We start from the raw sequence: 23344 nt of genomic DNA, 5'->3' as shown, positions 1-23344 counted from the left end.
ATGCTCCGATGAGCCCGTTCCCTCTAATAACGGTGACAGTCTTAGCGCTCTCATCTCTCATGATACCTACGGCCTTGGCGCTCGATGAGGAAGCGCAAGTCGCCAAAGATGAAGGCATGCGGCTATGGGGAATCCATCAGTGGATAAAAATGCAGCCCTATCTGGAACAAGCTGCTGAATATGGTGACGTCGAGTCCATGTACTATCTGGGCGAAGCGAACCGCCTGTTAAGCCGTGGGCTTTCGCTAGCTGCTCTGGAGTGGTATCACCGGGCCGCGCAACTGGGCGAGCCCCATGCCATGCTACGCCTCTATGATGGCAGTGCCTGCGAGCTGGGAGATGTCTGCCCTGAAGATGGCAACGATTGGCGCGAAGCGGCTCTCGTCGCCACGCTGCCCAAGGCCGAGGCGGGCGACGCCGAGGCCATGGGCGCGCTCTACGATATCTACACCTACCTCGACCGGCACGATGAGGCCATGGAGTGGCTGCTGCTTTCCGCCGAAGCCGGCAACCTGGACTCCATGAACTGGCTCGGGCAGTTGGCGCGAGACGATGAGGAGAACTACGCCACGGAGCCCGAGCGCCTGGAAGCGGCAGCGGAGTGGTACCGAAGGGCGGCAGAAGCGGATTATGTACCAGCTATTCACAACCTTTCCTTGGTGCTTTTGCAGTTGGAACAGTCGCAAGAGGCATGGGAGTGGATGCAGATTGCTTCCGACGAAGGCCACATAGATGCGCGGCTTGGGATTGGATGGTGTTATCTAGAGCCAGAGAGAGATGCCCTTTGCAAAAATGAAAAAGATGTAGTCAAAGGACTGGGCATGCTCACAGCGCTTGTCCAAGCAACCAATATGGAGATGATCAACCCGCTCATAAACGACTTCAAACAGAAACTTGGCGAGGAGCAATTGATCGAATCTGAGGCCGTTGCGGAGAGATGGTTGGTTAAAGAACCACCCCTGTCCCATTTTCCAGACAAATTTGGCTTCTGATGTCGATAAGCAGACTCAAAACCACGGTGGTGCTGGCAGCCCTGAAGCTCTCATTTCTGACGCTGCCCACAGCCTTGGCGCTCGATAAGGAAGCTCAAGCAGCCAAGGATGAAGGGATGCGGCTCTATAATGCCCATCAACGTACGACGAGTATGCCGTACCTGGAAATCGCCGCGAACGCTGGCGATGTGGAGGCAATGTACTATCTAGGCGAAGCGCATCGGTTGCGTCACCTGGGTATGACTCAAGCCGCCCTGGAGTGGTATCACCGAGCCGCTCAAGAGGGCGAGCCCCATGCCATGCTTCGCCTCTCTGATGGCAGTGCCTGCGAATTGGGTGCTGTCTGTCCTGAAGACGGCAACGATTGGCGCGAAGCGGCCCTCTCTGCCACGCTGCCCAAGGCTGAGGCAGGCGATGCTGATGCCATGGGTGCGCTCTACGATATCTACACCTACCTTGACCAGCACGATGAGGCCATGGAGTGGCTTCTGCGCTCAGCTGAGGCCGGCAATCTGGACTCCATGAACTGGCTCGGCCATTTAGCGCGTGACGATGAGGAGAGCTACGCCACGGAGACTGAACGCCTGGAAGCAGCAGCGGAATGGCATCGCAGGGCCGCCGAGGCCGGTTATGCCCCGGCCATGAATGATCTTTCATCTGTATTGAACAATCTTGGGCGTCATGAAGAGGCTTGGGAATGGATGGTGTATGCCTCTGAGGCCGGCCATATCAATGGTAGGCTTTGGCAGGCGGCTTGCTACATAGAGCCAGATTCAGAAGAAAATGAGATGTGTCAGACAGAGAAAGATCCTGCTAAAGGCTGGGCTATTCTTCTAGCTTTGAGTGAAGAAGTGCCGGGTTCATCTTCCGAAAACGCATTAAAATATTACACCTATGGCGATAGCGTCACTGCCAAGCAGCGCGAAGAGGGCGAGCGCATGATGGAAGAATGGCTCAATCGCGAGCCACCCCTCTCCTATTTTCCGGACAAGTTTGGTTTCTGATGCTAGAAAGCCGGCTTAAGGTCGCGGCGCTGTTAGCAGTCCTGACGCTCTCATCTCTGGCGCTGCCCACCGCCTTGGCGCTCGATGAGGAAGCGCAAGCCGCCAAGGATGAGGGCATGCGGCTATGGGGCATTCATCAATGGATTAAAATGCAGCCCTACCTGGAGCAAGCCGCTGAACAGGGTGACGTTGAGTCCATGTACTATCTGGGCGAAGCGAACCGCCTGTTAAGTCGTGGACTTTCATTAGCCGCCTTGGAGTGGTACCACCGAGCCGCTCAACTGGGAGAGCCCCATGCCATGCTGCGCCTCTATGATGGCAGCGCCTGCGAGCTGGGTGACGTTTGCCCTGAAGAGGGTAACGATTGGCGCGAAGCAGCCCTCGCCGCCACGCTACCCAAGGCCGAAGCGGGTGACGCCGATGCCATGGGTGCGCTCTACGATATCTATACCTACCTTGACCAGCACGATGAGGCCATGGATTGGCTTCTGCGCTCGGCTGAGGCCGGCAATCTGGACTCCATGAACTGGCTCGGCCATTTAGCGCGTGACGATGAGGAGAGCTACGCCACGGAGACCGAACGTCTGGAAGCAGCAGCGGAATGGCATCGCAGGGCCGCCAAAGCCGGTTATGCCCCGGCTATGAATGATCTTTCATCTGTATTGAACAACCTTGGGCGTCTTGAAGAAGCCTGGGAATGGATGGTGCAAGCCTCTGAGGCCGGTCATATTAACGGCAGACGCTGGCAAGCAGCTTGTTATATCGTCCCTGATGCTGAAGAGCGCGAGATTTGTCAAACAGAGAAAGATCCCGCTAAAGGCTGGGCTATTCTTCTCGCTATTAGTGAAGAGGTACCCGGCACTACTTCTGAACGAGCCCTACGTATTTACGGAGACAACGTCACTCCTGAACAACGTACCGAAGGCGAGCGAATGATGGAAGAATGGCTCAACCGCGAGCCACCGCTCTCCCATTTCCCAGACAAATTTGGCTTCTGATGCCGATAAGCGGACTCAAAATCGCGGCGGCACTGGCAGCTGTGGTGCTACCGCTTCTAGCAATACCCACTGCCTTGGCGCTCGATGAGCAAGCTCAAGCCGCAAAGGATGAATGGATGCGGCTTTTCCGAGTGGATCGAGATGCAGCCTTACTTGGAATAAACCCCGTGCATAGAAGGCCGAATCTCGCTCGATGTATTCGGCGATGAGTTCTAGATCCTCGAGCGCTTCTGGAGACCAGGCTAGCGCTCGAGCCACTTTACCAGCTTCCTCTCGACCTGTTGTTGGCTCAGAGCCCCCTCGGCCTCAGCACGCTGACTGCCTCGCTGTACCTTTTCCACGACGTAGAGATGGTACTGGATATCTTCCATCGTACAGTCCTCGGGGAGGGATTCGAGCAGTTGCCGCAGCCGCACATCATCCTTTGCCGTATTCATGGCTTCACCCGCCCCCAGACGGCCTCACCCCACACCCCTTGAGGATCACCTGGGTCAGGAAGCGGGTGATCCGCTCCACGTCGGCATCCGAGATCTCGTCCTGGCCCATGATGCCCAGCACCTGGGCCTCGAAGTCGGCGTAGTGCTGGGTGGCCGACCAGATCAGGAAGATCAGCCACACCGGGTCGACCGGATCCATCAAGCCGCGCTCGGCCCACTGTTCGAAGATTCTCGCCCGGGTACGCACCCACTCGCGCAGCTCGCCGCGCAGATAGCCCTGCAAGAAAGGCGCACCGCCAAGGATCTCCGCGGCGAACAGACGCGACCCTTCCGGGTGCTGGCGGGAGAGCTGCATCTTGCTGCGGATGAAGGCCTCCAGCACTTCGGCCGGGTCGTCCTCCACGCTGATGTCATCGAGCAAGGCGTTCCAGCGCGCCATCATGCGCTCGAGCAGACGTACATACAGCCCACGCTTGTTGCCCATGTAATAGAGCACGTTGGACTTGGGCAGCCCCGCCTCCTCGGCGATGGCCTGAACGCTGGCGCCGCGATAGCCGAAGCGGGCAAACACCCGCTCGGCGGCTTCGAGTATCTCGCGCTCGTTGCGCTCGCGTGTGGCGCCATTGCTTTCGCCACCCGGCCGTACAGGCTGCAAGGTCTCGGTTTCGGTCACGTCGGTCATCGACAGGCCCTGCCCTGTGAATGATGGTGGGATGCCAAGAGAGTGCCCCACCGCGGCGGTTCCTGCAAATGAGACCATGGGCGTCTTTGCGCTTGCAAAGTGCGACATTCTGGCCCATGCTGGATACATCCTGACCATTTGGTCAACAATCGTCGAAACAGACGAACCAACACTGGCACCGTGCGTCACGCCACAACGACCGTGTCACAGCTTTTACCAACAACCACAATGTCAAAGAGACATAGCCAACAAGAGACAAGGCGATGATCGACTTCATGCTCAACGGGCGGCCGTGCAGAAGCGAAGCCACCCCGGAAACCAGCGTACTGGAGCTGCTGCGCGATACGCTCGGCGCTACCGGCACCAAGGAGGGCTGCGCCTCGGGCGACTGCGGCGCCTGCACGGTGGCCATCGGCGAACCCGGCCCCAATGGCGAGCTGCGCTATCACAGTGCCAACGCCTGCATCACGCCCGCGCATCAGCTCAACGGCCGTTACCTGGTCACCGTCGAGGGTCTTGCCCAGGGCGAAAAGCTGCATCCCGCCCAGGCCGCCATGGTCGCGTGTCATGGCAGCCAGTGCGGCTTCTGCACGCCGGGCATCGTGATGTCGCTGTTCACCCTGCACGAACAGCAGCGCCATACTCCGGCCCCCCTCACGCCGCAGCGCCTGGAAGCCGCGCTGGGCGGCAACCTGTGCCGCTGCACCGGTTATCGCCCGATCCGCGATGCCGCCCTGAGCATGAACCAGCATCCCGAGAATCGCCCGCTGTGGCTCGATGCCGCCGCAGAGACCCAGCCAGCAGAGCCCAAGAATGAGGCGAAGGCGGCCGATAACGACGCCGCCTTCCTGCAGCCCACCACGCTTGCAGCACTCACCGATTGCCTGAAGCGGCACCCCAAGGCGCGGCTCGTCGCCGGCGCCACCGACCTGTGGCTCGAATCGACCCAGCGCCTGGCGCGCTTCGAGCACGTCATCGACGTGACCCGGGTCGCCGAACTCAACGACATCGACGAGGCCACGCTGGAAGACGGCCGCAGCGGCTGGTGGATCGGCGCCGCCGTCACCTACTCGCGTCTCGAACCGCTGCTGGAAGCGCACTACGACGCCTTCGCCCACCTGCTGCACCGGCTCGGCTCCCAGCAGGTGCGCAACCGCGGCACCCTGGGCGGCAACGTCGCCAACGCCTCGCCCATCGGCGACACCCCGCCGGTGCTGCTGGCGCTGGGCTCGCGTCTGCGCCTGGTCGGCCCCGAGGGTGAGCGAGAGCTACCGCTGGACGACTTCTTCCTCGACTACAAGCGCACCGCGCTGCGTGAGGGCGAGGCCATTCGCGCGATCTTCCTGCCACGCCCCGAGGCGGGCCAAACTCTCAAGGTGTGGAAACTGTCCAAACGTCGTGAGGACGACATCTCGGCGGTGCTGGGCGCCTTCGCCTACCGCCTGGAGAACGGCGTGATGCGCGACGTGCGACTCGCTTTCGGCGGCATGGCGGCCATCCCCAAGCGGGCCGCCAGTACGGAAGCGGCCCTGGAAGGCAAGGCGCCGGACCTGGCGGCCTTCCAGGCGGCTCGCGAGGCCCTGTCGAACGACTTCCAGCCCATGAGCGACGTGCGTGGCAGCGCTCACTACCGCCGGCTCTCCGCCGCCAACCTGCTCGAGCGCCTGCGCCTTTCGATCGCCCAGGCCGACACCGACAGCCCCCGGGAGGTGATGCTCCATGCGTACGCTCACTAAGCTTTCTCTTTCCAAGGCGCCCGAAGCCGCGCCAAAGGACATAGACGCTGTCGACGACGTGAGCGCGGACTCCGCCGCTGCCCGCGAGGAACTCAGGGGCGAGATCAAGGGCTCCAGCCCGCTGGCCCGTGACACCGTTACGCCAGGCACGCATCCCAACTCGCGCTTCCATGAGAGCGCGATCAAGCACGTGACCGGCCGCGCCTCCTACATCGACGACCTCAAGGCCCCGGCCGATGCGCTGCACGTGGCGCTGGCGCTCTCGCCCGTCGCCCATGGCCGCCTGACCCAGCTCGATCTGGACAAGGTGCGCAGTATGCCCGGCGTGGTCGACGTGGTCGGCTTTCACGACGTGCCGGGACACACCGATATCGGCCCCGTGTTCCCGGGCGACCCCATCTTCGTCGAGGATGAGATCAGCTACGTCGGCCAGGTGCTGTTCGCCGTGGCCGCCGAGAGCCATCGCGCCGCTCGCGAGGCGGTGAACGCGGCCTTGGCCCAGGGCATCGCCGAGATCGACGAGCAGCCGGCCTGCCTCGATCCGGTGGCCGCCGCCGAGCGCGGCGAATTCGTGCGCCCCACCCACGTGCAGCAGAGCGGCGATTGGGAACAGGCCCTGGCCAGCGCCGCCCATGTGGTCGAGGCGGAGCAGTTCGTCGGCGGTCAGGAGCACTTCTATCTGGAAGGTCAGGCCTGCCTGGTGCAGCCCACCGAAGACGAAGGCGTGATCGTGCACACCTCCAACCAGCACCCCAGCGAGACCCAGAAGCTGGTGGCCGAGGTGCTCGGCATTCCGTTCCACGCCGTGACCGTGGAAGTACGCCGCATGGGCGGCGGCTTCGGCGGCAAGGAGACCCAGGCCTCGCCCTGGGCCTGCATCGCCGCGCTGGTCGCCCGGCGCACCGGCCGTACCACCCGCGTACGCCTGCCCCGTGCCGACGACATGCGCGTTACCGGCAAGCGTCACCCGTTCCACAACCGCTACCGCCTGGGCGTGGATGAGCAGGGCGTGATCCAGGGCGGCGAGATCACCGTGATCGGCGACTGCGGCTACTCCCCCGACCTCTCGGACGCCATCGTCGACCGCGCCATGTTCCACAGCGACAACGCTTACTCTCTGGGCGAAGCCCGGGTGACCGGCCACCGCGCCCGCACCCACACCGCCTCCAACACCGCCTTCCGCGGCTTCGGCGGCCCCCAGGGCATGATGGTGATCGAAGCGGCGATGGACGACATCGCCCGGCGTATCGGCGAAGACCCGCTCACGGTGCGCAAGCGCAACTTCTACCGCCCCGGCCGGCAGACCACCCACTACGGTCAGCAGGTGGATCAGATCAAGCTGCTGCGCGAGCTGGTCGAGCAGTTGGAAACCAGCAGCGAGTACTGGGCACGGCGGCGTGCCATCACCGAGTTCAACGCCGAGAGCCCGATCATCAAGCGCGGCCTGGCGCTCACTCCGGTGAAGTTCGGCATCTCCTTCACCGCCAAGCACCTCAACCAGGCCGGTGCCCTGCTGCACGTCTATACCGACGGCAGCGTGATGATCAATCACGGCGGCACCGAGATGGGCCAGGGCCTGCACACCAAGATCTGCCAGGTGGTGGCCCGCGAGCTGGGGCTCGACGTCGACGAGGTGCGCATCACCGCCACCCGTACCGACAAGGTGCCCAACACCTCGCCCACCGCGGCCTCCAGCGGCGCCGACCTCAACGGCCAGGCCGCCCGCGACGCCTGCGTGAAGCTCAAGCAGCGCCTGTTCGACTTCGCCCACGAGCACCTCTACAAGGATCAGGGCCTCGACCGCGAAGAGATGCGCATGGAAGCCGGCCACCTGGTGGCGGGCCACGGCGAGAGCGAGCGGCGCATTCCCTGGGGCGAGCTGGTCCAGTCCGCTTACCTCAACCGCATCTCGCTCTCCGAGAAGGGCTTCTACGCCACGCCGCTGATCCACTACGACCGCAACGTCGGCCAGGGCCGCCCCTTCTACTACTACGCCTTCGGTGCCGCCGTGGCGGAAGTGAGCGTGGACACCCTGAGCGGCGAGTACCAGGTCGAGCGGGTCGACATCCTGCACGACGTGGGCGACTCGCTGAACCCGGCCATCGACATCGGCCAGGTGGAGGGCGGCTTCATTCAGGGCATGGGCTGGCTGACCAGCGAGGAGCTGAAGTGGAACGAGGCCGGCCGGCTGATCTCCGACGGCCCCGCCACCTACAAGATCCCGACCTACGGCGATCTGCCGCCGGTATTCAACGTCAAGCTGATGGAGGGCCACCCCAACTCCATGGCCAGCATCTACCGCTCCAAGGCGGTGGGCGAACCGCCCTTCATGCTCGGCATGGCGGTGTGGTCGGCGCTGCGCGACGCCCTGGCCAGCCTGGCCGACTACGCCGAAGCGCCGCGACTCGACACCCCGGCCACGCCGGAGCGGGTGCTGCTGGCCGCCGAGGAGCTGCGTAGCCGCTACGACAGCGCGCAGCTGGAACGAGGCGCGCCGTAATGAACGCGCCACGGCCCACTCCCTGGCACGAAGCACTGCACCGGCTGCAGCGCGAGGGGCTGCCCCACGCGCTGGCCACTGTGGTGACCAGCGCCGGCTCCACGCCCCGCGAGCCCGGCGCGCGCATGGTGATCAGCGAGAGCGACGTGTTCGACACCCTGGGTGGCGGCACCTTCGAGTTCCAGGTGATCGACGCCGCCCGCGAGAAGCTGGCACAGGGCAACGCCGGCATGAGCCTCGAAGCCTTCGCCCTGGGCGGGCGCAGTGGCCAGTGCTGCGGCGGCTTCGTCAACGTGCTGCTGGAAGTGTTCCCCGGCAGTGCGGCTACGCTTGCCATCTTCGGTGCCGGCCACGTCGGCAACGAGTTGGTACGCCTGGCCGCCCCGCTGCCCTGGCGTGTGCTGTGGCACGACAGCCGTGAGGGCGTATTCCAGGCCTGGACCACGGAACAACCGCGGCTGGCCTGCCGCCACGCCCCGGACCCGCAGGCCGCCGTGGCGGCGCTGCCGGCGGGCAGCCACGCGCTGGTGCTGACCCACGACCACGCCGAGGATCGCGCCCTGGTCGACGCCCTGCTCCAGCGGGACGACATCGCCTCCATCGGCCTGATCGGCTCCAAGAGCAAGTGGGCCAGCTTCCGTTCGCGGCTCACCGATGCCGGCCACGACGACGCGGCCCTGGCCAGGGTGCGCTGCCCCATCGGCCTGGCCAGAGGCCCGGATGGCGAACCGATCCGAGGCGGCGACAAGACGCCCTACGCCATCGCCATCGCCGCCCTGGCCGAGCTGCTGCCGATGGTGGGCAACGCCGAACGCGCCGATCAGCGCGGCCTGGCGCCGGCAGAGCTGCGTGCTCTGTTCTGACAAACCGGTGCAAACAAATTTCCTGACCACGACGCTGGCTATCGGGCGCCGGGGGCAGGCCGAAGAGGAGGTCATTTGCCATGGATGGCAAATGTAGCGTCCAGGGAAGGATTCACAGCGCCTCCTCGCAGGCCTGCCGCCGGAACAGCCCGATGATTGCAATAAAAGAGCCCCAAACATGACGAGCAACGAATCCCGCGTAATACGCGCCGAACTGCTGAGCTTCGATGCCGACCCCGGCGAAGGCGACAGCCCCGCCGAAGGCAGCGTGCGTCACTACGCCGACGGCGCGCTGTGGCTGGAGAACGGCCGCATCAAGGCCATCGACGACTACGCAACGCTGGCGCCACGCCTGCCCGAAGGCATCGAGACGGTGGATCATCGCGGCAAGCTGGTGATGCCCGGCTTCATCGACAGCCACGTGCACTACGTGCAGCTGGAGATCATGGCCTCCTACGGGCGTCAGCTGCTGGACTGGCTGAACGAGTACACCTTCCCCGAAGAGTGCGGCTTCGCCCAGCGCGAGCGGGCCGAGGTGATCTCCAACGCCTTCCTCGACGAGATGCTGCGGGTCGGCACCACCACCGCCCAGGTGTTCTGCTCCAGCCACCCCACCTCGGTGGAAGCCTTCTTCTCGGCCTGCCGCGAACGCGACCTGCGCATGCTGGCCGGCAAGGTGCTGATGGATCGCAACGCCCCCGAGGCGTTGTGCGACGACACCTACGGCGGCATTCGCGACACCGAACGGCTCATCGGCGAGTGGCACGGCAAAGGGCGCCTGGGCTACAGCCTGACCCCGCGCTTCGCGCCGACCTCCACCCGCCAGCAGCTCGACGCCACCGGCGGCCTGCTGCGCAACGACCCGAGCCTGTGGCTGCAGACCCACCTCTCCGAGAACCCCGGCGAACTCGACTGGGTGGCCGAGCTGTTCCCCGAGAGCCGCGACTATCTCGAAGTCTACGAGCAGTCCGGGCTGGTCGGCCCGCGCAGCACCTTCGCCCACGGCATCCACCTCGACCAGGAGATGCGTTGCAGGCTGGCCGAGCGCGGCGCCAACATCGCCTTCTGCCCCAGCTCCAACATGTTCCTCGGCAGCGGCCTGTTCGACCGCCTGGCGGCACGCGAGGTCGGCCTCAACATCACCTACGCCAGCGACATCGGCGGCGGTACCGATCTCTCCGGCCTCGCCACGCTCAAGGCCGGCTACCAGGTGGGCCAACTGCGCGGCCAGCCGCTCACCGCCTGGCAAGGCCTCTACGGCCTCACCCTGGGCAACGCCAAGGCGCTCTCGCTGGACGACAAGATCGGCCGCCTCGCCCCCGGCATGGAAGCCGACTTCGTGGTGATCGACCCCGACGGCTCACCGCTGCTTGGGCGTCGTCACGCACGCTGCAAGACCCTCGGCGAGCGGCTGTTCGCCCTGATGATGCTGGGCGACGACCGCAGCATTCTGGAAACCTGGGCCAGCGGACGCTGCCAGCATCGGCGCGGCTAAGCCTAGGCCAAGCCTGAAACGAAAATGGCGAGTGGCTCTCAAAATTCATGAGGACCACTCGCCACGATTTGAAATTCAGTGTGAAACCCAGTTGTGAAACCTACTGCGAGGACCGTACCTCCTCACTCTCCGGATCGAATACCCAGCGTTCTTCGCCCACCCGGAAAAGCAGCTCTCCGTTGCTCCATGCCAGCGCCTCGTAGATGCGCTCCTCCGGTGCCAGCTCGTCATGCTCGGGGCTGCGCACCGGCATGGCACTTGCCTCCACCGTTTCTCCCAGCCGCTCTGCATCGACCACCGTCAGCGTGCGACCACCCGCAGGGCCTTCCTGCACGAAAACCACCCGCCGCGAATCATCGCTCCACGGCCCGATGGTGATGTTGCCGCCGTACTGGAACGCAGCCGGCCTTAGCTGCCGCGTTCCCTCTCGGACAAGCCAGCCGGCACTGTGCGCCGCCCCCGAAGTGACCACGGCTAGCCAGACACCATCCGGCGAAACCGAGGCTTCCTGGAAGCGCTCCGCAGCACCGAACTCAGCCTGTTGGTCCGCGCGAATGGTGCCCGGCACATCGTCAATATCGACCAGCACGGTCCCATCCGCCGCGCGGATCTCCTCGTCGCCTACCTCAAGCGGAGCAAGCGCCGCTTCGGATTCAGAGGTATCGGCTGTTTCGGTCGTCGGCGATGGCTCGCCATTCCCCGGCGACGGACAGCCGCTGAGCATGAGAGCAGCGGTTACGATTGAGGGAACGAGCGATAGCCTGCGTGGTGCCATGAAGCCTCCCGATGCTGAGTTGAATGCTTCAGCTGCACGGCAGTGTAGGTGCCAGGGAACACCTGTAAACCTTTGCGCCGGTTTTCAACCGCTTGCTAAGCGCTTACCTCATCTATGTAGATGGTCATGAACACACTGTTCGGATCTTCCAGGTAATCGCCGAATGGCGCACATGGAGCAAAGCCAAATGAAGCGTATAGCGCCCTTGCAGGCTGGAAGTACTCCATCGACCCTGTCTCTAAGCTAAGTTGACTATAACCGCTTGATTTTGCTTCACGTATTATGTGCGAAAGAAGGCGTGACGCAACGCCCCGGCGCAGGTAGGGCTTTGCGGTCTTCATAGACTTTATCTCTGCGTGAGTCTGTGAAAGACGCTTGAGTGCTCCAATACCGGCGAGCTCCGCCCCGTACCACATCGCCCAAAGGGTAACGTCCGGGCCACGTAGCCCATCGAGATCGAGTGCGTGACGGCTCTCCGGAGGAGCCGTCGGCGCCATTGACTCGAGGTGCTCCCGTATTAGCTTGATAACTTCTTGACTTCGCACGTCATCAACACGGATGTCCAAGGTTGCTTCCTCGCTGGGTTGGCTCTGAGCACTCCTAAGATAAGGCTGTACCGATACTAGATGCCTATGACTCTGATTTTTAAGTTTTTTTAGCTACCAAACCATCCTTCAAGCCGAGCCCTACGACAGCCGTAACCAGCGTATTTTTCGTGAGCACAGCGAACAAAAAAATATGTCTCTTGACGGGATTATTATATAGTGATTTGTTGACGCTCAACTTTGAACTCCATCTCAGACAATTTTGCTTTGTATATCCTTATGCTTCTTTCGCTCGCTAGATTACTTACCAAACTAAGTAGCATATTGTAATCTTTGGAACTAGCTCTTGCGCCTATTGTAATCTCAGCCACACATTCAGGTGGAAACGAAAACAGACAAACCGGAAGTCCTTCTGCTTCGATTATTTGACTCGCGTTCGGCAACGGACGCAATACCCTCCATTCATGTTCATATGCCCACTCCGCCGCCTTCACTAGAAATACCTCCACGGCGTCCATTGCCGTAAGAGCAGCATTCGGTCGTTTTTGGCGATACTCAACTTTTCTAACGTAACCAAATTCGTCTTTTTCTGAACGCTTTTCGTTAAAGTGGCTGTGAGCGACATCAAAACCGATTAGAAATCCTTCGTGATTCTGAGAATAATGAGACCACATTAACAAGCTGGTTGGGTTTTCACTAAGAGACAGTATTCCAAGAAGCTCGTTGAATTTTTCTTCCATAATTTCACGAAGCCGTGGAGTAAAACTATTGACCAATCCGCCAAATTGGCCACGTAGTGACTCACGCCGCTGCTTTACCAAACCGACCACTTGTTCAAGAAAAAATGCCGAGCGTACCTGAGACGGTAGTTTCTCATATAACTTTCTTACCTCGTCATCTAATACTTGATCAATACCTCTCTCGATCTGCTCGTCGTCGGAGATATGTGAAATATAGGGCTTTACTTCGAATGGATCGTTGAAAGCACCAGGCTGGCTATAGCGGATCTTTAAGTTCTCCAATACATCCATGCGCGCCGGTGGCAAATACTTATAGAGGATCATACGTTTACGCCATATAGCGCTAAGGTAACCAACGCCGGAGCGCCAGCGGTTGCTGCGTAGATGTAGTCCTTAGTTTCCATTGGCCATCCGTATAACGCCGGGCATTACGGCAGTTTTGGAGGAGCAAAGCGACGAAAAAACCGTACGACAACAGCTCCTTGTTATGTGGTAATAGGCTACAAATCCAGTTAAAAGTGTCTTGAGGCTAGCTGTTTGCATATACCGTCCAGTCCAGGAAACATCGAGCCCCAAGTAATTCCCATTAGACTCAAATCCCGCATGGCAACATCCCTCTCGGCAGCCGAAATAGAAATGGCCCGGATAAACTGCCCCTTAAACTCCTCATTCTCCTGAATGATAAATTCAAGATCATCGACGTTGCTGTACATCGTCAAGGCTTGTTGCGGCAATACTCTCGCATTCCCAAACCCTGGAAGCTCGATAGTCCGCAAGACAATTGCTGGAGTTCTTAGCTGCGCTACGCGACCAGCTCGGCTGGCCCAACTTCGCTCGTCGAACACAAATATGCTCACCGACCCATCTTTCTTTAATGCTGATTTATTTTGAAATGCGAAAAAAGCTGCCACATACGGGCTTTTTATCCAATCCAACAGCGGCGTAGGGTATCCATGATGTTGCGCCAAATTAAGCAAGGCACCTAATGAACGATCATTTTTAATATCGTACATATGCTCGGAGTATGCATTTATGTGATGCTCAAGTTCAGGTATTTTCTCATCGAGGTAGGAAATTAAATCGGCATGCCCCGTTCGGTGAAATGATGTTTGGAGTCTCCAACTTCTAGCTTGACCACGATACACCAGGCCATCTTTTTGACTAAGCGCAAAGTTCTTAAAGTCACTCCAAGTCATTTTCTCATGCTTAATTCGTGAACCATTTGGCGCTTTCTTCTCAACGATAATTTTGTCTTTTCTAGTACCCCCGGAAGGGTAATAAGATTTCCATTTAATCTCTAGAGCAGTTTCTTTAATCAGCTTTCCATAAAAAAGGGACTCTGTAGGAAACTCAGTGCCACTTTCTGTCATCAGAGCGCCCAAATTCTGATCTGTTAATAAACCACCAGATTTATCATGCACACTTGGCTGGGAGGTTTTGCCTTTAACTCTAGACTGATCATCAACTTCGCCGTTCAATACCGACCATGTCCAATAGCTTGCAGCTCCATTTTTAATGCTGGTTGACTCAAACACCGACACTCGGCCCAGAATTGTTGAACCTATCTGAGTAAGATTTATCAGAACGAAAGAGCCTGCGTTCGATTTACCTTTCCATTGCCCTGTCAGTACATTCCCCATCAATTCACCGTTTTACTATAAATTCCGACACTTAACGCCGAGCTAACGGGCGCGCTTTAGCGCGTCCCAGTTGAATTGATTGTTAGGTGCTATTACTGATGATGGCTCCACATAGTCTGCATCTATCCCCTCGTCACCTATACCTGTTCTGCAGAACCGGATACCCATCGAATTGCAAATTATGTTCATCGCCTCAAATAATGCCGGTGGCATACGATGTCCTGCAATAACTCGCTTGACCGGTTCTTCAAGCTGGAACCATTCCTGAGACTGTAGAATTCTGACCTCCTGCTCATAGCTCCATTCTTGATACTTCGAAGATAGAACTTGATTTGCCAGCTCTTCTGGAGCATGTCCATTTGGCATGGAGACATGGGCGAATACCCCGCGGTACTCAGTCCTTTTCACACACGGGTGATTGTCAGGAATTTCTACCTCGATAGCACAGCCATCAAATCCACCTGCGTAGTGAGCCCAGAGAAGGTGGGAATCAAAAGTTCCAGATAGCGAACAAACTTTAAGTCCTTTCTTTTCCTCAATGATTTGCTGGACCTCTTCCTTGTAATCATAACCATCAGTTGATTGACGCGAATAGACAAACATACCTTCCATGGGATCATTCAGCGTTTTCCAATCAGCACAGAAAAGCCGACGATTTATGATGATATCTAGCGCAAAAGCTATCTGAGATGCGGATCGAAACTTGTATGCTCTCATTCTATTAAAACCTTGATTTATGTCTGAGCTTTATGGAAGCCGCACACCTAACGCCTGTGCTCAGGTGCGTTTCAAACGTCACCTGCAGCGATTTGTTAGCGACGGCCCACTTATTCTGCTGGACCATCATCATTCGCTTCCTTATCTTCGGGCACTAGAGACAGCCCAAAATCGACCACAGTGTCAGGAAAAAGAACACCGAGGCGATTGTTAGCCTTGTTCCTACCCAAGTCGCGTTTCGCCATGAAAATCTCTACTTGTTCCCGAATTTCCGGCTCAAGACAAGACAAAACATACTCAATAAAACCCTCTACCACTGAAATATCCTGTGACACTTTGTGAACACCGGAGAATTCTATTGACACACCCACAGACTGCGCCCACATTGAACGATATTCCTTGAACACCGGGACCTTACCGTTGAAGAAGACCTCATTGAACTTCAATTTTCCAACCGCGAAATTGCCGTGCAGCAAATCGTTTCGTTCATTCACAATAGAATTGTAGCGAGCACACTCTGGCGAAGACCAATTGACTTCCGAGGCAAATCCAATGCAGTTAATGTGAAGGGACTGAATCTTCACATCGATATTTGAGCGAACAAAGTTATCGTAGAGGCGTGCGTTGCTTTTTATGTCGGGCCGACAAAGCACGAAGATAAGCAAATTGATGAACGACTCAGCCAGCACCGGAACCATAAACCGAAGAGCCATGGAGAGCCCGGCCCCTCGATCATAACGAGCTACTAGGCTGGCAAATTTTTCATTGTAGGCCTGAAACTCGTCTGGCGACTTGGGATCTGGCAGATATTCCTGCTCGGGATCGAGAGTGAGAGAATCTAGTTCGTTTTTTAGAGAATCAATTGACTCTTTGAGGTTCTTGAAAGGGTTAACAAACATTTCCCAGTCTTCAAGAACCTCTTTGCGGATTCGTGACATCTCCTTCCCGTGCGACGCCAAGTCCGATTTAACTTCTTCGACAAACCCTTCAAGCGAATAATTTCCCTTAACTGTCCACTCTCCAAGCAGATGTACTTCTGACCTGAGATTAAGCCCAAGAATCATGACCAATCCATGCTCATTCGCAAGGGTCCAATCCCAGTGAATGAGATTGTCTGAGTCGTCTGATCGAAAAAGATTCTGCAGCCCGTTTGGAGGCCCATATTTGGCGTACAAGTAACAATACAAGTCCGATGGCTTGAGTTCATTTTCCAAGCGCCAAATTGCGCCGCCACCTTTTGGCAGTAGCCCCCCTGAAATTATCCGGGCAATACACGCTGGAGCCATCGCTTCGCTGCCCTCAAGAATCTTGTCGGTCTTCAACGATTACTCCTTAGCCGCTAACGCCGCCAGCAGGGGCCGAATAACCAGAGCGAAGCGGCGGTTATTTGGTCCCTCTGGCTGGCTTTGTTAGGCATTTTTTGCCACTCCCCAGAAGCTACTAGCGGCCTTCTTGTGACCACCGAGAAAACTATCTAAGTCGTAGGAGCTATTATTAATCAGTAAATTGCAGTTAAAGATAATATCTCTTGACTGCAATACGACATCTGAAGCATCACCCCATTTGAGTCCAAAATCCGTCGGATTATAGAGAGCTCTTTGCCCATCGACAGTACGTATTTCTTTATGTGAGATCATTTTGCTTCGAGCATCACTAACCCTACTAGCTAGTTTACTAGCTTTGAGTTTATCAAAAAGCTGTATGGTCTGAGGCAGCAAGCGATCGAATGTTTCCTCAGCGTCCTTTATTTGCTGATCCTGCACTTGCTCCTCTACAAATTGACGCATTTCTTCATCATCGTCATGACCCAAAACCTTGACTCCTGAAGGCTTACAAAACCTTTTCCGAATCACTTTGACGAAATGTTCATTTTTAAGGGCTTCAACTACCTGCTCTAGACTAGCTGCTCGTTTATCGTTATCAAATAACAACGCCCGCATATCCGACAAAATGGCCATATAGAGCGTTAATCTCAGAGCTTCCACGCCACTAACTCCAGCCGTTCCATCCCACACTCCGAAGAGCTCCTTATCTTCGAGCAAAGGCAGCAACAGAGCGAGCTTCTGGTCAGCTACAAAATAGCCGTTCACAATTTCTGTAATCACGAATGCGAATTTCTCGACTTTCTTCTTCATACTCATTGTTCGACAGGCGCCTAACAGTGATTAGACTGCGCGCCCTGATATTGGATGAACACGGTTGCGCGTTCTACAATGTTATCTGGCGCGCCCCTTTTCTTCCAACTCGTTGATTTTTAGCACCTAATTATAGCTCGGCTACCTATGCAGAATTCGCGCGTGCGCTCGATTTGTCGGAGCCAGTATACTGTATGCGAATTATCTTATCTAAAGAAGTCAAATATAGAACTCACCCACCTGCCACCCAAGCTTAGGGAGGTGAAAGCACTTGGCATGAAGGGCTCCAGCGGCCGAACCGAGAAGAGCCGATGTAACGCATGTGCTGTGCAGAGGCTTTGCCGGGGTGCGGATGCTGAGCCGTGGATTCCAGGAACGCTACCGCCCTGCTAGCAGAACGAATGATGTTTCCCATCATCCCTAATGCGGCATCCCTGAGTACGTCTTGGTTACGTAAGCCATCTTCTGCGGCTTTTTTCCCAACGTAACCGAGAGAAACGTTGAGGGCAACGCCAACCAAAGCACGACGCCAGGCAGCACCATTGGCGCAAGCGCAACCGCCCACCAGCTTGACGTAGATCAAACATCTCGCTGCCTACGCCTAGGCCGGCTAGTGAGTACTAGATTTCTCATGCATATTGAATCATTACAAATGATAACCAGGGTCGTCCGTGCTCCCTCTGCCCACTTTGCTTCGACAGCCGTCGCTCTATTGCCGCCTGCCGTTGGCGTGCCTGCTGTGTCTCGCCAGCCTGCTGGCCTGGGCGGATGAGCACGTAGCGGTCGAACCCAGCGCCGAGCTGTTGGCTTCCCTGCACCAGGGCGGCTACGTGTTCTACATGCGCCATGGGCCGACTGACACGACACTTCCCGACCGGGTGCCGGTCGACTTCGACGACTGTGCTACACAGCGGCCGCTGAGCGACGAGGGTCGTGAACTCATGGCCACTGTCGCCGAGCACATGGCGCGGCACGCCTGGCCCATCGAGGATCCCGTTCTCGTCTCGCCCTTCTGCCGAACGCAGGAGACCGCTCGGATCCTGTTCCCGAACAAGCCCCAGCAGATCGATGAGCTGCTGCGCTATACCGCCGCGATGACGGACGACGAGAAGCGGCCCGTCATCGAGCATACCGGCAAGGCTCTCTCACTGCCGGTCGAGAGCAGCGCCAACCGCATGATCGTGGCCCATGGCCCCAACCTCGCCGACTTGATGGATTACTTCCCAGCCGAAGGCACCCTGGTGATCTTCTCGCCGCTGGGTGAGGCGGGTTATCTCTACCGTGCCAGCATTCCACCGGAGCTGTGGCCATCGCTGGCCTCCCAAGCACCGTAAGGTTGCCCATGAAGTCGAACCGACCGCTCATCTGGATCTTTCTTCTGCCCACTCTGGTGGTGCTGATCCCTGCCCTGCTGTTCGGACTCGCCGCGGTGCAGGTGCTCAAGGAAAGGATGACTCAGGACCACGCCATTCAGTCGGCGGACATGGCCGCTCTGCTACAGGCCGCCAACTACACCCAGAGCCTGGGCGAGCTACATCAGGGCGTAGTGGACATGCTGCAGCAGGCCGACCGGGGCGAGCTGTCGGCGCTTGCCAGCTATCGGCTGCATTCGAGCTTCGTCAACGAGCTTGCCACCTTGGGCGGGCAGATACAGACGTTGACCGAAACGCCGCTGATGATCGATTTGAACCACGGCAGTGCCCAACATTTGCGCGAGGCCTTCGAGGGCTATCGGCGCTTCACCATCATGGCCGGCGACATCGCCACCGTGGATGCCACCCGGGCCCGGCATTACCTGGACGAGGCACAGCATGAATTCCTGCGTTTCTCCATGCTCACGGGGCACCTTTCGTCCAAGCTGGCGCAGCGCAGCGGCGAGCGCACCAGCGATGCCTATCAGGACACTCTTGGTTACTTCAACACACTGCTACTGTTTGGCGGGGCGATACTGGCACTGATGCTGGTCGCCGCCTTTTACTCCGCCCGGATCCTGAATCGTCACCTATTGATCATCGCAGAAGGGCTGCTCGCGCTTTCCCATCCCCACCGTGAGGTTCCCGAGCTGCCGCGAGTCCAGCGTCTTGCCGAACTGGGGCGGGGCCAGTTGCAGCAGCTTGCCCTGGCGGTGCTGCGGCTGCGTGAGAGTGAGGCACGTCGACTGGTGGCCGAACGCAAGGCCCACCAGTTGGCCCACTTCGATGGCCTGACGGAGCTGCCCAATTGGCGCATGATGAGCGAGCACCTGGCGCATTCATTGATGCTGTGTCAGCGCAACGGCCAGCATGGCGCGTTGATCTACCTGGATCTCGATCTCTTCCAGCAGATCAACGACAGCTACGGCCATCGTACCGGCGACCGCTTGCTGCGCGAGGTTGCCCAGCGATTGCGCACCTTCCAGCAGGAGGGGTGCATGGTCGGGCGGCTGGGCGGCGATGAGTTTCTCCTCATCATCGACTCCCTGCCCAAGCAGCCGGACAAGGCGGCCAATCTGGCGGAAGAGCTGGCCGACCGAATCCAGATCGTCGTGGCCGAGCCCTACTCCATCGACGGGATTCAGCACTTCCTCTCGGCAAGCCAGGGCGTGGCGATGTTCGACGGCACGAGCGACGTCGAGACCCTGTTCAAACTGGCAGATGCCGCCTGTCACCATGCCAAGGTTGCCGGTCGTAACACCATTTGCTTCCATGACGATGCCACCCAGGCCCTCATGGAAGCGCGTAACGAAACCAGGCGCGATCTGCGCTTAGCCCTGCAGCGTGGCGAGTTCCGCCTCGTCTATCAGCTTCAGTACGACGCCGCCCATCGGCCGCTGGGGGCCGAGGCGCTGATCCGCTGGCAGCACCCATCTCGCGGTATGGTGTCGCCGGCGGAGTTCATCCCGCTGGCCGAGGAGAGTGGCCTGATCGTGCCCCTCGGCGATTGGGTGCTGGAACAGGCCTGTCGGCAACTGGTGGCCTGGCAGCAGCAAGCGGCTACGGCCCATCTGACCCTGGCCGTGAACGTCAGCGCCCGACAGTTCAAGGAGCCGGATTTCGTCGAGCGTATCCAGCGGGTACTCACCGCCACTGGAGCCAATCCCCACCGCTTGAAGCTGGAGCTGACGGAGAGCAGCCTGCTGGACGACGTCGAGGCCGGAATCGACAAGATGCGGCGCTTGAAGCGTCTCGGCATCCGGTTCGCCCTGGACGACTTCGGCACCGGCTACTCTTCGCTGCAGTACCTCAAACAGCTACCGCTGGACCAGATCAAGATCGACCAGAGTTTCGTCAACGATCTGCTGCTGAGCGGCGATGACATGGCCATCGTACGGACCATCATCGCCATGGGAGTATCCCTGCAGCTCGAAGTGGTGGCCGAAGGGGTGGAAACCGCCCACCAGCTCGGCTGGCTCGTCGAGGCGGGCTGTCACGTGTTCCAGGGCTATTACTTCTGCAAACCGCTTCCTATCGACCAAATCGAGCTGCCATTCACCTCAATCTCGGTGAGCTGAACCGGAAATTCCGCCTCGTTCCACAGGCGTCCACTCGATGGGTGGGTGAGCCGCCTTCAAGCAGGACGCTTTGCGAGGAGAGCCCACACACCCGCTGCTGACAGCAGCGAACCACCTGCCAGGTTGAAGCGCCGTTGCGCCCGTGGCGAGGACAGCAACTTTCGCGCCGAGCCAGCAAATACCGCATACAGCGTTGCGTTGAGCGCAGCCATGCCGACGAACGTGACTGCAAGAACCCAAAGCTGTTGGGTGACGGCCAAGCTTGGATTGATGAACTGTGGCAGAAAGGCAACGAAGAAGACGATGCCCTTCGGATTGAGCGCGGTGACCAGATAAGTGTTCGCGAATAGCTTCCAACGAGATCCCGGTGCGGCTGGTGCAGACAGCTCGGCGGTAGAAATGCCAGCGCGAAGGAGTTTGATACCGAGGTAAAGCAAGTACAGCCCGCCGGCCCATTTGACGATCGTAAACCAGAAAGCCGAGGTTGCCAGGAGTGCCCCCAAGCCGAGAAGCGACACCACCAAGGCCGTTGAGTCGCCGAGTGCAACGGCAGTGACGAGCGGCACGTTCGCACGCCGGCCATGCGTCATGGAGTAGCTTATGACCGTAAGGATGGTCGGGCCAGGGATGATGAGAAGCACCGCAGACGCGGCAACGAAGGCAAGCCATAGCTCGATGGACATGTAGCCCTCCTCTTTTAACGGCTAACGTTGAAGCTGAGCCGTGCCAGCTTGATGCCGCGGCTCGAGCACCCTGTTGGGCTCCCGGTTATAGAGGTGTGTGCTGATGAACCGCCAGCTTCCATCCTGCTTCGCGCACATATGTGCTGCTGATCAGCGCCACATACGGCTCGCTGCCCTTCCGCTGAGCGCTCACCCTATAGACTAGGGTTGCCGCATCGGCAGCCAGCGTGACGACCCCCACCTCTTCAATCTGGAATGTCTGCCAAGGCTGCGGACCAATCGACTGGAGGATGCGCTCCTTTCCTTCCAGCAGAAGGCCGCCAGGAAAGAGCATCACTGCATCCTCGCGAAGAACAGAAGCGTAGAAGTTCCTCGCAGCATCACCTTCGGTGGAAAGTGCAGCCCAACCCTGCCGCTCCAACTCAATGAGTTCCTTCACTTAAAGTCCCTCCAGGCCCAACCCCGCCCAACGCCTGAATTAAGCCGCGCAGCAAAGCGGCGTCGGCTTGAATGAATTGTTAGGCGGTGACGACATGTTGAAGGATGTCTTGACCGCTTTTGACCAACAGCGGCTGTCCCAGAGTATCCAGCATATCCCGTGGTATATGTGCGACCACTGCAATATCAGCCACCAATGGGCCAGAACACCCAGGGAAGTAGATCACAGATGACCCCTTGCCTAGAAGGTGAGCGAGTCCATCCCATAGGTGATGATCGTGGCAGGGCCGCTCGACTATGATGCTGTGAATGCTTTGAGGATCATCGTCGAGTGCGGAGAGCGATAGGTCACAGGAGACATCCGGGCTGAAAGAAAGCCGCCACCAACCGGCTTCGGTCTCAGACAACGCGTCGCCGAAGGTCTCTCGGATTGCGTCACATGGAATCCCAACCCGATCGCCGTGGGAGAAGCTCTGTAAATACACGTCGAAACTCATTAACTGCCTAACGCCGGAGCTAAACCGCGCCGCGAAGCGGGTTCGGCATGAGTGAATCGTTAGGTTGCGCCCGACGAGACGTAACCAGGAATGTGTACGCGAAGGTAGCGCAGGATATCGCCCGCTGCATCCTCTGCGTGTCCGCGTACATATTCATGCTCATCATGAAGCGCTGCTGCAACGACTGGCGCAACTGCTGCCAGGTCAAGGCGTCGGCAGGTACGCGCAAGGTGACCGAAGCCAAGAATTGCGTTGCCGCGAACGTTGAAATGCGGGTGCTCAGCCAATGTAAGACAAATGCTTTCGGCCCACGCACAATCGGGCGGGTCCATAGTTATGACGATTGGCACATATAGCAGCTCTTCCGGGATGCCTCTAGCGACTACAGCATCAACATCTTGCTCTGTCCATCCGTCTCGGAATGGTCCCATTTCGCAACCTAAAGTCAAAGCTGAGGGGCGCGCATCAGCGTGTCCGCTCCATGCCGTTGTTAACTGTTTCCTCGTCGATATAGGCACTTACGCCAGCAATGCGTATGCATTCGCACTGTCCGCTGAGGACTATAGCGGGACCACGCAACATGAAGGAATAGCCAGCCTGCATAGGCGCAACCTCCAAATTACCCGAATTATCCTTGTCGAAACCAGTCAGCGAAAGTGCCTCGACTCCAATGAACTCGATCCACACCTGAACCCGGTTCGCCTCGGGCGGCCAGCGCCTCGAAGGATGTTCAGGGAAGCGAGGAAGGTCTGCTCGAAGTGCAACAACCGGCCCATCTCTCTTGAGACTGACCTCGAAAACATTGAGCGAATCCAATTCTTCGATGGAATTGAACAGCCTAGACAATGCTTCTGGATTCATCAGGCAATGAGGCCAACCCACGACGTACTTACTCCTTAGCAGCTAGCGCCGCCAACTTATGTGGCTTTGCAATGGAGGCGAAACCACAATGAAAAAGCAACACAGCCCAAGGCTGC

At 58.4% G+C, this 23344-nt stretch carries 21 protein-coding genes; 9 read left to right on the top strand and 12 right to left on the bottom strand.

The window, feature by feature from the left end; all coding sequences use genetic code 11:
• Positions 1 to 8 precede the first annotated feature (8 nt).
• The 3 genes from HOP53_RS03320 to HOP53_RS03310 are packed head-to-tail and all read left to right on the top strand — an operon-like array spanning position 9 to position 2994.
• Positions 9 to 992 carry a tetratricopeptide repeat protein gene (locus tag HOP53_RS03320; protein ID WP_234268675.1) on the top strand — a complete coding sequence of 328 codons (984 nt, stop codon included), beginning with the start codon at positions 9 to 11 and terminating at the stop codon, positions 990 to 992.
• Positions 992 to 1996 (top strand): tetratricopeptide repeat protein, encoded by a 1005-nt coding sequence (locus HOP53_RS03315; protein ID WP_234268674.1) that lies wholly within the window; start codon positions 992 to 994, stop codon positions 1994 to 1996. Before HOP53_RS03320 ends, HOP53_RS03315 begins: the two co-directional genes overlap by 1 nt.
• Complete coding sequence (locus HOP53_RS03310) at positions 1942 to 2994, top strand: tetratricopeptide repeat protein (protein ID WP_234268673.1); 1053 nt, start codon at positions 1942 to 1944, stop codon at positions 2992 to 2994. The genes HOP53_RS03315 and HOP53_RS03310 overlap by 55 nt, the downstream gene beginning before the upstream one ends.
• 242 nt (positions 2995 to 3236) lie before the next feature.
• Here HOP53_RS03310 and HOP53_RS03305 read toward each other — a convergent pair whose 3' ends face one another.
• Complete coding sequence (locus HOP53_RS03305) at positions 3237 to 3431, bottom strand: hypothetical protein (RefSeq protein WP_234268672.1); 195 nt, start codon at positions 3429 to 3431, stop codon at positions 3237 to 3239.
• Positions 3432 to 3435: 4 nt separating this feature from the next.
• Positions 3436 to 4113 (bottom strand): TetR/AcrR family transcriptional regulator, encoded by a 678-nt coding sequence (locus HOP53_RS03300; RefSeq protein WP_086511682.1) that lies wholly within the window; start codon positions 4111 to 4113, stop codon positions 3436 to 3438.
• Positions 4114 to 4376: 263 nt separating this feature from the next.
• Between HOP53_RS03300 and xdhA the strand changes: the two genes are divergently transcribed.
• The 4 genes from xdhA (at position 4377) to guaD (ending at position 10707) form a co-directional block, all read left to right on the top strand.
• Positions 4377 to 5849, top strand: coding sequence for a xanthine dehydrogenase small subunit (xdhA, locus tag HOP53_RS03295; protein WP_234268671.1), 1473 nt, complete (start codon positions 4377 to 4379; stop codon positions 5847 to 5849).
• Positions 5833 to 8349 carry a xanthine dehydrogenase molybdopterin binding subunit gene (xdhB, locus tag HOP53_RS03290; protein WP_234268670.1) on the top strand — a complete coding sequence of 839 codons (2517 nt, stop codon included), beginning with the start codon at positions 5833 to 5835 and terminating at the stop codon, positions 8347 to 8349. Before xdhA ends, xdhB begins: the two co-directional genes overlap by 17 nt.
• Positions 8349 to 9212, top strand: a complete 864-nt coding sequence (xdhC, locus tag HOP53_RS03285) for a xanthine dehydrogenase accessory protein XdhC (protein ID WP_234268669.1) — start codon at positions 8349 to 8351, stop codon at positions 9210 to 9212. The genes xdhB and xdhC overlap by 1 nt, the downstream gene beginning before the upstream one ends.
• Positions 9213 to 9390: 178 nt before the next feature.
• The gene (gene guaD / locus HOP53_RS03280) at positions 9391 to 10707 is read left to right on the top strand and encodes a guanine deaminase (protein WP_234268668.1); all 1317 of its coding nucleotides are present in this window, start codon (positions 9391 to 9393) and stop codon (positions 10705 to 10707) included.
• Positions 10708 to 10807: 100 nt separating this feature from the next.
• Here guaD and HOP53_RS03275 read toward each other — a convergent pair whose 3' ends face one another.
• The 7 genes from HOP53_RS03275 to HOP53_RS03245 all read right to left on the bottom strand — a co-directional run bounded on the left by HOP53_RS03275 (position 10808) and on the right by HOP53_RS03245 (position 17259).
• Positions 10808 to 11482 carry a hypothetical protein gene (locus tag HOP53_RS03275; protein ID WP_234268667.1) on the bottom strand — a complete coding sequence of 225 codons (675 nt, stop codon included), beginning with the start codon at positions 11480 to 11482 and terminating at the stop codon, positions 10808 to 10810.
• 95 nt (positions 11483 to 11577) lie between these two features.
• On the bottom strand, positions 11578 to 12027 hold the full coding sequence (locus HOP53_RS03270; RefSeq protein WP_338073296.1) for a GNAT family N-acetyltransferase: 450 nt from the start codon (positions 12025 to 12027) through the stop codon (positions 11578 to 11580).
• Between the two features lie 212 nt (positions 12028 to 12239).
• Entirely contained in the window at positions 12240 to 13091 is an 852-nt protein-coding gene (locus tag HOP53_RS03265; RefSeq protein WP_234268666.1) for a DUF2971 domain-containing protein, read from the bottom strand.
• A 188-nt stretch (positions 13092 to 13279) separates the two neighbouring features.
• Entirely contained in the window at positions 13280 to 14407 is a 1128-nt protein-coding gene (locus tag HOP53_RS03260; protein ID WP_234268665.1) for an FRG domain-containing protein, read from the bottom strand.
• Between the two features lie 42 nt (positions 14408 to 14449).
• Entirely contained in the window at positions 14450 to 15124 is a 675-nt protein-coding gene (locus HOP53_RS03255; protein WP_234268664.1) for a hypothetical protein, read from the bottom strand.
• Between the two features lie 110 nt (positions 15125 to 15234).
• Complete coding sequence (locus tag HOP53_RS03250; RefSeq protein ID WP_234268663.1) at positions 15235 to 16446, bottom strand: hypothetical protein; 1212 nt, start codon at positions 16444 to 16446, stop codon at positions 15235 to 15237.
• 87 nt (positions 16447 to 16533) lie between these two features.
• Positions 16534 to 17259, bottom strand: coding sequence for an AbiU2 domain-containing protein (locus HOP53_RS03245; protein WP_234268662.1), 726 nt, complete (start codon positions 17257 to 17259; stop codon positions 16534 to 16536).
• A 671-nt stretch (positions 17260 to 17930) separates the two neighbouring features.
• On the opposite strand from HOP53_RS03245, the gene HOP53_RS03240 reads away from it, so the two are divergent.
• Both HOP53_RS03240 and HOP53_RS03235 read left to right on the top strand, forming a co-directional pair.
• Complete coding sequence (locus tag HOP53_RS03240) at positions 17931 to 18593, top strand: histidine phosphatase family protein (protein ID WP_234268661.1); 663 nt, start codon at positions 17931 to 17933, stop codon at positions 18591 to 18593.
• A gap of 8 nt (positions 18594 to 18601) precedes the next feature.
• Positions 18602 to 20749, top strand: a complete 2148-nt coding sequence (locus HOP53_RS03235; protein WP_234268660.1) for a putative bifunctional diguanylate cyclase/phosphodiesterase — start codon at positions 18602 to 18604, stop codon at positions 20747 to 20749.
• Between the two features lie 56 nt (positions 20750 to 20805).
• Here HOP53_RS03235 and HOP53_RS03230 read toward each other — a convergent pair whose 3' ends face one another.
• From HOP53_RS03230 to HOP53_RS03220, 3 genes are all read right to left on the bottom strand, one after another.
• Positions 20806 to 21432, bottom strand: coding sequence for a LysE family translocator (locus tag HOP53_RS03230; RefSeq protein WP_234268659.1), 627 nt, complete (start codon positions 21430 to 21432; stop codon positions 20806 to 20808).
• An 85-nt stretch (positions 21433 to 21517) separates the two neighbouring features.
• On the bottom strand, positions 21518 to 21871 hold the full coding sequence (locus HOP53_RS03225; protein WP_103967863.1) for a nuclear transport factor 2 family protein: 354 nt from the start codon (positions 21869 to 21871) through the stop codon (positions 21518 to 21520).
• Positions 21872 to 22832: 961 nt separating this feature from the next.
• Positions 22833 to 23249 carry an Imm50 family immunity protein gene (locus HOP53_RS03220; RefSeq protein WP_234268658.1) on the bottom strand — a complete coding sequence of 139 codons (417 nt, stop codon included), beginning with the start codon at positions 23247 to 23249 and terminating at the stop codon, positions 22833 to 22835.
• Positions 23250 to 23344: the final 95 nt, after the last annotated feature.

The organism is Billgrantia ethanolica (genome assembly GCF_021404305.1).
GTDB lineage: Bacteria > Pseudomonadota > Gammaproteobacteria > Pseudomonadales > Halomonadaceae > Halomonas > Halomonas ethanolica.
The sequence above is the reverse complement of the archived record's forward strand: the minus strand, read 5'-3'. Positions and strand labels throughout refer to the sequence as shown.